This window comes from Sutcliffiella horikoshii, assembly GCF_021991925.1.
GTDB lineage: Bacteria > Bacillota > Bacilli > Bacillales > Bacillaceae_I > Sutcliffiella_A > Sutcliffiella_A horikoshii_F.
Window position 1 is genome coordinate 155,350 of the sequence record NZ_RXZI01000007.1, and the last position, 12,595, is coordinate 167,944.

The 12,595-nt window shown below is 41.5% G+C and carries 8 protein-coding genes; 2 read left to right on the top strand and 6 right to left on the bottom strand.

The window, feature by feature from the left end; all coding sequences use genetic code 11:
* Positions 1-88: 88 nt before the first annotated feature.
* From EKQ44_RS17090 to EKQ44_RS17105, 4 genes are all read right to left on the bottom strand, one after another.
* A complete protein-coding gene (locus EKQ44_RS17090; protein WP_237664759.1) occupies positions 89-1,261 on the bottom strand; it encodes a sugar ABC transporter permease in 1,173 nt (390 codons plus the stop codon).
* Between the two features lie 12 nt (positions 1,262-1,273).
* Positions 1,274-2,794, bottom strand: a complete 1,521-nt coding sequence (locus EKQ44_RS17095; protein ID WP_237664760.1) for a sugar ABC transporter ATP-binding protein — start codon at positions 2,792-2,794, stop codon at positions 1,274-1,276.
* A 255-nt stretch (positions 2,795-3,049) separates the two neighbouring features.
* Complete coding sequence (locus EKQ44_RS17100; protein WP_237664761.1) at positions 3,050-4,159, bottom strand: sugar ABC transporter substrate-binding protein; 1,110 nt, start codon at positions 4,157-4,159, stop codon at positions 3,050-3,052.
* Between the two features lie 327 nt (positions 4,160-4,486).
* Positions 4,487-6,310, bottom strand: a complete 1,824-nt coding sequence (locus EKQ44_RS17105; protein WP_237664762.1) for a solute:sodium symporter family transporter — start codon at positions 6,308-6,310, stop codon at positions 4,487-4,489.
* 440 nt (positions 6,311-6,750) lie between these two features.
* On the opposite strand from EKQ44_RS17105, the gene xylE reads away from it, so the two are divergent.
* Positions 6,751-8,184, top strand: a complete 1,434-nt coding sequence (xylE, locus tag EKQ44_RS17110; RefSeq protein WP_331254667.1) for a D-xylose transporter XylE — start codon at positions 6,751-6,753, stop codon at positions 8,182-8,184.
* Positions 8,185-8,476: 292 nt separating this feature from the next.
* Positions 8,477-9,514: an aldose epimerase family protein gene (locus EKQ44_RS17115; RefSeq protein ID WP_237664764.1), complete on the top strand. Its 1,038-nt coding sequence runs from the start codon at positions 8,477-8,479 to the stop codon at positions 9,512-9,514.
* Between the two features lie 60 nt (positions 9,515-9,574).
* On the opposite strand, the gene xylB is transcribed toward EKQ44_RS17115, so the two are convergent.
* On the bottom strand, positions 9,575-11,074 hold the full coding sequence (gene xylB, locus EKQ44_RS17120; protein WP_237664765.1) for a xylulokinase: 1,500 nt from the start codon (positions 11,072-11,074) through the stop codon (positions 9,575-9,577).
* A 23-nt stretch (positions 11,075-11,097) separates the two neighbouring features.
* The gene (xylA, locus tag EKQ44_RS17125; RefSeq protein ID WP_237664766.1) at positions 11,098-12,423 is read right to left on the bottom strand and encodes a xylose isomerase; all 1,326 of its coding nucleotides are present in this window, start codon (positions 12,421-12,423) and stop codon (positions 11,098-11,100) included.
* Positions 12,424-12,595: the final 172 nt, after the last annotated feature.

Below are 12,595 nucleotides of genomic sequence, written 5' to 3' on the forward strand. Positions count from 1 at the left end.
TAATTTCATCATAGCACCTAATGAAAATAGTACAATCCCTGTTGGTTTAAAAGGAACCAACAGGGATAGCCAGTTATTGATACTATCATTATCTTTTTTTACGGGTCATGACATCAAAGATTACCGCTCCAGCGAGTACTCCCCCGCGGATCATATACTGATAAGATATTCCAACGCCAAGCAAATTCATCCCATTGGATAGAGAAGCCATTACGATTGCGCCGATAATGGCACCTGTCACTTTCCCCACTCCTCCAGCAGAAGAAACTCCCCCCACATAAGCAGCAGCTATAGCATCAAGCTCGAAAAGTGTTCCTGCAGTTGTTGTAGCAGATTGCAGACGTGCCGTGAACAGAATACCTGAAAGTGCAGCAAGCATCCCCATCGAACCGAATACAATATAGGTAATCTTTTTTACATTAATCCCGCTCAAGTGTGCAGCTTCCGGATTGCTTCCAACCGCATAGATATGACGGCCGAGTACCGTTTTGGTTGTTAGGAAGTGATAGACGACAACCACCAATAATATGATAATTACTGTCCAAGAGAATCCATTATAACCTGCGAGTATCCAAGTGATGTAACCAATGATTCCTGAGACAAAGATAAGCTTCAGTGCAAATATAGGTTTTGACACCACTTCAAAATCATATTTGATTTTGTTTTTCCGGGTGGAAATTTCACTAAAAATGTATAGTAGAATACCAACCAACCCTACTAAAAGGGAAAGCAGGTGCAAACCATTCACTTCCACAAGGGATGGAATGTATCCATTTCCGATTGCATTGAAGGTATCATCTTGGATGATGATTGTACCAGTCTTTTCTGTCACTTGCAGCAGAGCACCACGGAATATAAGCATTCCGGCAAGTGTGGCAACGAAGGATGGTATCCCAATCTGGGCAATGAGCACCCCATTGAAAAGACCGACCGCAATCCCTAGAAGTAAAATAATTGGAATTGTCAGCCAGACGGATACCCCAGCTTGGGTAAGGAGGATTGCCGCAATCGCTCCAAGGAATCCTGCCGCATATCCGACGGACAAGTCGATATGCCGAATGACGATCACAAGCGTCATCCCTACTGCTAGTACTGCGATATAGCCGGCAGAGTCCAGTAGATTACTAATGTTACGCGACGACATGAACAAGCCGTCTGTCATAAATGTAAAGGTTAGAATGATAACAAATAGTGCGATATACATCCCGTAGTCACGGATGTTTTCATGAATCAATGTTCTGGCTTCCTGGAAAACATTCATTGTAATAACCCCCTATTGCGTAGCAAGCTCCATGATTTTTTCTTGGTCTGCTTCTTCTATTTTTAGCTCACCCTTTATTTCTCCCTGGGCCATGACATAGACTCTGTCGCTCATGCCAAGCACCTCGCCAAGCTCGGAGGAGATCATCACGATGCTGAGCCCTTCCTCAATCAGCTTGTTCATCACCGTGTAAATCTCAAATTTCGCCCCAACATCTATTCCCCGTGTCGGTTCATCCAAAATTAGCAACTTGGGTCCGACAAACAGCCATTTACCGATGGATACCTTCTGCTGGTTCCCCCCGCTGAGATTACCAACAAGTTGCTCCAAGGAGGAAGCTTTAATGTGAAGGGATTGTTTGTACTGCTCTGCGACCTTGATTTCCTCGTTATCGTTGATAACTCCTTGTGAAGCGATTCCTTTCAGGTTTGCTGCAGAGATATTGCTCTTAATATCCTGCAGGAGAAAGAGTCCGTCGTCTTTGCGATCCTCTGTGACATACGCAATGCCAGCCTTAATTGCATCACTTGTATGCTTGAGTCTAGTAAGCGAGTCATTCCACATCATGTCGCCTTCGAGTTTGTAGGTCTTGGCATTCCCGAAAATGCTGAGTGCAAGCTCTGTTCTCCCCGATCCCATCAGCCCGGCAATCCCGACTATTTCTCCCTTTTTCACATGAAGATTGACGTCCTTTACCACTTGTCTTCCTAGCTGTGGATCATAGGCAGACCAGTTATGGAGCTCAAGGATTTTTTTCCCCTCCTCCTTTTTCACCCTTTTGGGATAGATGTCTTCAATTTCTCGTCCCACCATGTTCTTGATGATGACACTTTCTGTGATTTCTCCTTTGGTTGCATCTAATGTACAGATCGTTTTACCATCCCGTATGACAGTCGCTTTGTCGGCAATGCTGATTACTTCTTTGAGCTTATGGGAGATCATAATGCAAGTGATTCCCTGGTTCTTCAGTTCTTTTAACAGTTCAAGAAGGTTCTCGCTATCGTCTTCATTAAGCGCAGCAGTCGGTTCATCTAGTATGAGGAGCTTTACCTCTTTACTTAATGCCTTGGCAATCTCCACAAGCTGGCGTTTCCCGACACTCAAATCCTTTACGAGTGTGTCTGGATTGACGTGAAGCTTTACCTTCCGCAGCAGTCTCTTTGCTTCGACAATCGTCCTGTTCCAATCGATGATCCCGCCTATCTTCACTTCATTACCTGCAAAAATATTCTCATACACGGTCAGGTCCGGAAATAACGCAAGCTCCTGATAGATGATTGCAATGCCGGTACTTACGCTGTCACTGATTTTGTTAAATTGCTGAACATTCCCTTCAAATACGATGTCCCCATCATACGTTCCATAAGGATACACACCGCTCAGCACCTTCATCAGCGTGGATTTACCTGCTCCATTCTCCCCGATCAAGCAGTGAATCTCGCCTTCCTCCACTTTGAAGTTTACATTGCTCAGCGCCTTGACTCCTGTAAATTCCTTGGAGATATCATTCATCTCCAATATATATCTGCTCATCCTTTTACCCCCTTAACAAAAGCAATGACAATGGCGAAATAGTGATAGGTAGTTGCTACCACTATTTCGCGAAGTACCTTTGGTGATGAATTCGTTGAATTTTGAGGCTCTGTTACTGCGCCTAATGTCAGCTTTCAATCCCTTCACAACTGGCTACAATCCCAGCATATCTCCCATTAATACCATCATAAGCTTCAAACAGAAGTTTTCTTCCATTCGTAGCTTTTTATAAAGAACGCTTTATATAGATATTTTTTAAAGTCCAGTGAATTCGCTTGCTTCGTAGTATTCAGAGTCGATCAGTTCTTGTTTTACATTTTCTTCGTCCACTACGATGACGTCTGTTTGTTTCGCTTTTACTTCTACTTCACCATTATCGTAAGAACCGGTTGTTTCCGGCGTTTTACCGTCCAGGATTTCTACTGCAATTCCCATTGCATCCGTAACTAGCGTGCGAACGTCTTTGAAGACAGTCATCGATTGCTTTCCATCGATGATGTATTGGATGGACGCTTTTTCTGCATCCTGACCTGTCACAAGATAACTTGTCACTTCGCCGTCAGATGCAAATACATCTGCAATAGAACGGGCTGTACCATCATTGGGAGCAAGCACCGCCACATCACCTTTCAAATCTGCACCTACTGCAGTAAGATGTGTTTGCGCTTTGTTTTTTGCTTCATTCGGATCCCAGTTTGTTGTTACCTGCCCTAGGATTTTACTCATTTGGTCACGAGTCAGTTCCGCTGTATCTTTTAAAGCTTCCGCTTCGCTGGAGTTGGCAATTTTGAAGGTGCCATCTGCAATTTTTGGTTGTAACGTTTTCCATGCCCCTTCAAAGAAAAGGAAAGCGTTATTGTCGGAAGCTGCACCAGCATATAAGTAAAGCGGTACGCCTGAACCTTGTACATTATCAATCAGGTATTGACCTTGTGCTGCACCAACTGCGACACTGTCGAATGTTACGTAGTAATCAACTGCATCCGTGTTTGTGATTAAACGGTCGTACGAGATAACCGTAATTCCTTCTTTTTTTGCCGCTTCCACCGCTGATGCTGCTGCGTCCCCATCTTGAGGAGTGATGATTAGTACTTCGATCCCTTTGTTAATCAATGTTTCCACGTTCTCTTTTTCCTTAGCGGAAGAACCTTGGCTGAATAAAATTTCCGTAGTATAATCAGAATCCTTCAATGCATCTTTGAAACGTTGCTCGTCCTGTACCCATCTTGGCTCATCTTTTGTTGGCAAAACGATCCCCACACTTACACTACCGCTTCCCCCTGTCGTGCTGTTACAAGCTGCAAGCATTGCTGTAAAAAGCATAAGAACCAATAATAATGACGTTGCTTTCCATGTCTTCTTCATGTGTTACTCCCCCTTTGTTTTGGCTTGTTTCATGATTTCACCTTAATTATATGGCGGGGATAAATATGTTGTAAGCGCTATCACTAGCACTCTTTTGGTATTGTCTGTACTTTTTTAATAATTGGCACTATTTAATAGAGAGGTTCCGACAGATGTGGGGGGAAGCATCTTCTACTAATCTTTCATAAAAAAACATGAAATCCCCTGTGAGATTTCATGTCCATGTGTAGAGAAAGTTGAATAATTACCTTGTAATAGTTTGTCAACAGTCTGATGGGAGTAGCACACTCTGCTACTCCCAAAATCCAACAGAAGGATGAAGACTTCTTATTTCTCCAAAGCCCCTTCTTTATTATTCAATCCCAATGAAGTCCTCTTCACTCTGAACTTCTTCTTTTTATGCTTAAAGCTTTGCAGGTACTCCGCATATTTGGCATGCCAGTTTTTCAATGCCGCGACGTATAAGACTGCGGTAGTCACAACGATAATGGCAGTACTTGGCCAGAACCATGGGGAGACGATCCCAGATTGATAGGCCAGTCCGATTGGTGAGAATACGATATAAACAAGAATAATGGATGCTATGAGAGTAATGGAAACAGGGATTGCATATTTCCATGGCACCATTCTTTCTTCTGACACGGTATAGGAAAATGGTTGAACCTGCTTGATCGGCTTAACTTTGGCCATGAGGAGCATAAATGCCACTTCCACTACAAGCAATATACCGTATATATGGATAAAGTTGATCCCAAGCTCCACATTGAAAATTTGCTTTGTACCCCAAACAAGGAAATAGTAGGCAAATACATGAAATATGATAACGACTTTGGCTGCAAGTGCAGGAATCTTCCGGAAAAGCATTCCCATCAATACAATAACCAAAATTGGAATGTTAAAGAACCCTGTGAATTGTCGGATCAAATTCCAAAGACCGTCCGGTGCATACATCAGTAAAGGAGCCACTATAAAGGAGATGAGCGCCACTACCACACTGAACAGCTTGCTGACCTTGATAAGCTTCTGGTCATCGGCATCCGGTGCGAATTTTGGTTTATAAATATCCAATACAAATAGGGTGGAAATACTGTTAAGCAGCGAATTGAATGAACTAAAGACCGCTCCGAGCAGTACCGCCAGGAAGAATCCCATCAGCCATACTGGTAAAAGGTCCGCAATCAAGCTCGGATATGCCAGGTCAGAATTTGAGACACTGCTGCCATACAAGTGAAATCCGATAACACCTGGTATAAGCATGAAAATTGGAACCAGTAGCTTCAGAAACCCTGTCATCAAAACACCTTTCTGACCCTCTGCTAGATTTTTTGCCCCTAATACACGCTGAATGACATATTGATTCAGCGCCCAATAGAAAAGGTTCGCAAAAAGAATACCTGTGAATATGGAGAAAAATGGCACAGAATCCTCTTTACCTCCAATGGCATTCAGTTTTTCCGGAGAGGTGGTGGCAATCTGTTTCATACCGGCCACTATGTTGCCGTCTCCAAGAGCGATAAAACCCAGTATCGGAACCAGAAATCCGATTAGTACCAGACCGATTCCATTAATGGTGTCTGATACAGCAACTGCGCGTAGTCCACCAAAGATAGCATATATACCCCCGATGATCCCGACAAACCAGATGACCATCCATAAAGCTTGAGTGTAGGAAACACCGAAGAGTGCTGGGACATCAAATAGCTGCAGGACTGCAATGGACCCGGAATACAGCATAGAAGGAATCGTGACACACATATATCCGAGTAAAAACAGCAGGACCGTCATCCTGCGCACATCTTCATCATAACGTTTACTCAAGAATTCCGGGATGGTAGAAATACCGATTCCCAATAACTTGGGCAACAGATAGATGGCCATGATGATGGCAGCCAGTCCAGCCGTCACCTCCCAGGCCATGCTCGACATGTTGCCGCTGAACGCTTGCCCATTCAGACCGATGAGTTGTTCGGCAGACAGGTTGGTCAAAAGCAGGGAACCGGCGATGAAAATCCCCGTCAGTCCTCTTCCCGCAAGGAAGTATTCATTTGCACTTCCAACTCTTCCCTTTGTCATTTGATACGATATGTAGGCCACAAGTGCCATTAAAATAGAGCAACTGACCAATATGAAAACTATTTCACCTAAACCCATTTCATCACTCTTTCCCATATTATTTCATATTTAAATATCCTTATATATAAAAATAAAACATGGTATTTTGATATAACAGTTTCCTCTTGCTAAAATAAACCGTTTACATGTTGATTACAGAGGGGTTTGTGATAAATGATAAAATTTTTTCTAAAAAGCTAACGTCACGATTACTAAAACCATATCCAAAGAGAACATAGTTCTTTTTTCTCAGGGATCATTCCACCTCTAGTGTATTGGATTTACTTTCTCACATTTTAAACAAAATTATCTTCTCCTCAACTTAGTTTGTTCATTAGACAAACTATTTACTTTTTGCTATAATTCAACTAATATTTCAATATTGTTTTATTATCCTTAATAGAATAGGAGGGAGAGGGCAAATAATACCACCTTTGAAAACGCTTTACTTTTTTGTAAGCGTTTAATCAGCAAAGGTTATATGCCTACAGTTTATGAAAAAGACAAATAGTTCCTTATACATTATTTCCATTACCCTTGTAGCCACTTTGGGAGGCTTGCTTTTCGGGTATGACACTGCTGTGATTTCTGGTGCTGAAAAATCAATTGAAGCTTATTTGATAGATGGATTAGGGCTTAGCTCCTTCATCCATGGAGCCACCATTTCCAGTGCCTTGATCGGTTGTATAGTAGGTGGTGTAATATCTGGATTCTTTTCCTCGACTTTTGGTCGCAAAAAAACGTTAATTTTAGCTTCCATTCTATTTTTATTTTCGGCAATAGGATCTGCCTATCCGGAAATCTTCTTCTTTACTAAGGGAGAGCCTACTGTAGCATTACTTCTAGCTTTTAATTTCTACAGAATCATCGGGGGTATTGGTGTTGGATTGGCCTCCGCTATCGTACCCATGTACATTGGAGAAATTGCTCCTGCAAAGATTCGTGGGAGACTTGTCTCATATAACCAGTTTGCCATCATCTTCGGAATGCTTGTCGTTTATTTTGTTAACTGGGGAATTGCCCGCGGAAAAACCCTAGAATGGATCAATGATATTGGGTGGAGATACATGTTTGCGTCTGAAGCAATCCCAGCTCTATTGTTCTGTGTCTTTTTATTCTTTGTTCCTGAGACACCTCGATACTTGGCATTAAAAAATAAGGATGAAAATGCTTTAGCAATATTAACAAAGATAAATGGGATTAAAACTGCCAAGATTATATTAAGAGATATTAAAAAGACAATGTCTGCTTCTGCCGAGAAAATTTCTCCTTTCGCTTTTGGAAAAACGGTCATTGTTGTTGGGATAATGCTTTCTTTATTCCAACAATTCGTAGGAATAAATGTCGCGCTTTATTATGCTCCCCGTATCTTTGAAAGCATGGGAGCGGCAAAAGATGCATCCATGCTACAAACGATTGTAATGGGTCTTGTAAACGTTATCTTTACAGTCATCGCCATAATGAAAGTGGATGAATGGGGACGCAAACCTCTTTTGATCATAGGTTCCATCGGGATGGCTATCGGGATGTTCGGTGTAGCGGGCTTGGCATTTTTTAACATCATCGGGGTAAGTACCTTGTTATTCATTATTTTATATACTGCTTCTTTCATGATGTCTTGGGGACCAATCTGCTGGGTACTCATCTCAGAAATCTTTCCTAACAGGATTCGTGGACAGGCAGTCGCTATCGCAGTGGCAGCACAATGGGCAGCAAACTATTTAGTCTCCTCCACCTATCCGATGATGATGGAGATCAGTGGTGGTTTAACCTATGGACTGTACGGGGTAATGAGTGTACTTTCCGTACTCTTTGTTTGGAGATTTGTCCCAGAAACCAAAGGTGCTTCACTTGAAGAGTTAGAAAACATATGGAAAAAACCTCCTCACAGCAGAAAAGTGACTGCATTATAATTAGAAACAAAAGAAGACATCTTTTAGATGTCTCAGTGTGTAGACAAAGTTATTTTAATCTTCAAGGCATGTAATAACTATATTGATCGTAGTGGAAGGCGCGCAGACTCCTGCGGGAGGAAGGGACATGGGAGACCCCGCAGGGCGTAGCCCGAGGAGGCTCCCGGACCGCCCGCGGAAAGCGAAGCGCCTGGAACGAAGATCAACAAGTATAATGCAAATCTAAAGATAATTAGGGTTTGTCACCAGTCTGAGACATCTTTTAGGTGTCTTATTTTAAGGAGAGTTGAAGTTGAAAATAGAGACGTTAGAATTAGCGAACGGTTGGAAGCAGTTTAACTTATATAATGATAATGGAATGGTCGTAAGTTTAATGGACTATGGCGGGATTCTTCTAAAAATTGATACTCCTGATAAAGAAGGCAACTATGAAAATGTGATTGTGGGGTATAAGAATCATTCAACTTATAAACAGAACCCCCATTTTTTTGGAGCCTTGATTGGACGAGTTGCAGGCAGAATTCAGGGAGCGACATTTGAAATTAATGGGGAAGTTTATAAGCTGGAAAAAAATGATCACGGAAATCATTTACATGGAGGTTCACTTGGATTCCATCAAGTGGTTTGGAATAGCGAAATAATTAAACGGGAGGATGGAATAGGTGTGAAGCTTTCCCATTTCAGTAAAGATGGGGAAAGTAGTTATCCTGGAAACATCGAAGTATCTGTCCTATATCTGTTGAACAATGATAACGAGCTAATACTTGAATACACTGCTTCTACTGATAAACTCACTCCTTTTGCAATGACTAATCACTCCTATTTCAATCTGGGTGGAAATGCGAAAGATAGTATTCTTCATCACTCATTAATAGTGGAAAGCGACCGATTTGTTGAATTGGATACTGACCTTATCCCGACTGGTAAAATTTCAACCGTAGACAATACTCCGTTTGATTTTAGGAAGGAAAAGTCGTTCACTAGCGGTTTAAACGAGTGTCATGAACAAAATCAAGTTGCCGGATATGGTTATGATCATTACTTTTTATTTCGCCAAACAGACAGTGAAAAAGTTGTATTGAAGGATGGTAAAAGTGGCAGAGTTCTTTCCATCCAAACGGATCAGCCTGGTATGGTGCTTTATACAGCTAATAATCTTGACTGCAAACCTACTTTTAACGAACCATCCTTTTCCCGGTATTCAGGGGTTTGCTTCGAAACACAAGGTTCCCCAGCTTCCCTCCATCATGGAGGTTTTCCAGGAATACTATTACACCCCGATGAGACATATAGTCACCGTACTGTTTACCGCTTCTCCATTGATAAATAAACCGGAGATAGATAGCCTGAGCACAGAAAAAAAGACCTTGCATTTGCAGGTCTTTTCTTACTATTTTCGATATTGTATTAATTTCCTGTTTATTTCCTTCGTGCTTTCATAAATCCCCTGATAGACAGAAAATAGTTCCTCATACTTTTCCACATTTTCTTCAATGGGCAGAAACTCTTTTTCCACACGCAAAAATTCATCCGCGCATTCCTCTAATGAGCTATACCAGCCACAACCATATGCTGCAAGCATTGCCGCTCCCATCCCTGGCCCTTGCTCACTTGAAAGCTTTATTATTCTTGCATTGAAAACATCCGCTTGCATTTGTAACCAAGTATTATTTTTTGTGCCGCCGCCAGTAGAAACAATCGTTTCAATGGATTTGCCTTTTTTACGGAAAATAGCGATGGATTCGTTCAACGAGTAAGTGATTCCTTCCATCACAGCCCGCACAAAGTCCCTTCTTTCATGCGAAGTGTCCATCCCGATAAAGCTTCCACGAATGGTTGCATCGGCATGCGGGGTCCGTTCACCTGCCACATATGGGGTAAACATCAATCCATTTGATCCTACAGGGACGGAATCAACTCCCTGGACAAGGTCCTCAAACGTTTCTGTATCTGCAAAAACATTCTTAAACCAGCTCAAACTGTATCCAGCTGCAAGGGTCACGCCCATCGTATAGTAGGAATCCGGTACTCCATGATTAAAATAATGGACTTTCCCCTCAAAATTCTTATCACTGGTAGTTTCATAGGATAACACCACACCGGAAGTTCCAATACTGCATAAGGTGATACCTTCTTTTAGAATTCCTGAGCCGATTGCTCCACAGGCATTGTCAGCTCCTCCGGCTATGATGGAAGTGAGGGGAGATAACCCTGTAACTTCAGCCATTTCATTTGTGATTACTCCAACCTTATCATGAGAATGAACTAAAGTGGGACAAATGTCTTCTGGAATATCTAATAGATTTAAGATTTCTTTACTCCATTTCTTTTCACTTATATCCAGAAGTAATGTTCCAGCGGCATCCGAAAAGTCCATGTTCAATTCACCGGATAGCCTATATCGAAGATAGTCTTTAGGCAACACAAACGTTTTTATTTTGGAGAAAATCTCAGGCTCATGTTTCTTCACCCATAATATTTTGGGAAGCGTAAACCCCTCCAATGCAGGGTTTTTGGTTACATTCAGCAGATGCTCTTTTCCGACTACGTCATATATCTCCCGGCATTCCTCTGTTGTACGTGTATCATTCCAAAGAATGGCGTTTCGAAGGACTTTATTATTTTCATCAAGGAGCACCAGTCCATGCATCTGTCCGGAAAAGCTTATTCCTTCAATGGTTTCAGGATCTTCTGGAAAATCATCAAGTATTTCTGACAATCCTGCAATCGTCTGAGTTACCCAAACCTCTGGTTCTTGTTCACTATATCCGCTTTTCTCGTGCAGGAGTGGGTAGTTTTTAGAAACTTCTTTCACTACCCCTCCCGATTGGTTGACCAATAGGACCTTCACTGCACTTGTGCCTAAATCGATGCCAATTACATACTTCATGATTACACCCCATCTAAGTAGCTTTATTCTCCTGCGTATGCTCTTAATAGGTATTGATTGATGGTTGCTTTAACTTTTTCCAGGCGTCCGGATTGATGTTTAACTTCCCCTAGATTTAATGCGTGCTGTTCTAATTCATGGAAGTTGGTTTTTCCTTCCACGATGTCCAGCCCAATCCCATCTGTAAAACTCTTATAACGGTTATCCAAAATATCTTCAAGAACTCTATCCTCTATTAGTTTACTTGCAACTTTTAAGCCTACTGCAAAACTGTCCATTCCTGCAATGTGGGCATGGAATAAGTCTTCCTGCTCAAACGATCCCCTTCTCACTTTCGCATCGAAGTTAAGACCGCCACGTCCAAGTCCACCATTTTTGAGAATTTCATACATTGCCAATGTGGTAGAGTATAAATCTGTCGGAAACTCATCCGTATCCCATCCCAATAATGGATCACCCTGATTCGCATCCACAGAACCAAGCATATTGTGAACACGTGCATATCGTAACTCATGTTCAAATGTATGACCTGCTAATGTAGCATGGTTTGCTTCGATATTAAATTTAAAATGATCTTGGAGATTATAATGTTGTAAAAATGCATAACCGGTGGCAACATCAAAATCATATTGATGAGTTGTCGGCTCCTTTGGTTTTGGCTCTATAAGGAATTGTGCATCAAACCCTATCTCTTTTGCATAATCAACAGCCATTTGTAAGAAACGTCCTAAGTTATCCATTTCAAGTTTCATATTTGTATTTAATAGTGTTTCATACCCTTCACGTCCACCCCAGAATACATAGTTCTCCGCACCGAGCTCTTTACCAACTTCCAAGCCTTTTTTCACTTTTGCTGCAGAATAAGCAAAGATATCCGCACTATTGGAAGTAGCAGCGCCATGGATGAACCGAGGATGAGTAAAGTTGTTTGCTGTGTTCCAGAGAAGCTTGGTCTTGCTTGTTTTCATGTAGTCTTTTACCATACTTACAATCGTATCAAGATTCTGGTTTGTCTCTTTTAAACTATCTCCCTCTGGAGCAATATCAACATCGTGAAAGCAGAAAAAAGGAACATCCAATTTTTCAAAGAATTCAAAAGCTGCTTCCACACGTGCCTTAGCAAGGTCCATTCCTTTATATTTATCCCAAGAACGAATCATTGTTCCACTACCAAATGGATCAGAGCCATCCATTGTAAAGGTATGCCAGTATGCGACTCCAAAACGAAGAATTTCCTCCATCGTTTTCCCGTTTATTTCTTCTTTTGGGTTATAAAATTTAAATGCAAACGGGTTTGAAGATCCTGCTCCTTCGTAATTTATTTTGCTAATCGTATCAAAATAAGTCATTATGGGTTCCTCCTCCGATTTATACCATGTTGTGGAAATATGTTTCTCTATCTAATGTAAATGCTTACAAAATAATTATAGCAACTCAATGTTAGTTTGTCTATTGAATAAACAAAGTTTCTATAAACTACTGTCAATTACATGATTATCAAGTATAATAGGGGAAAATCTA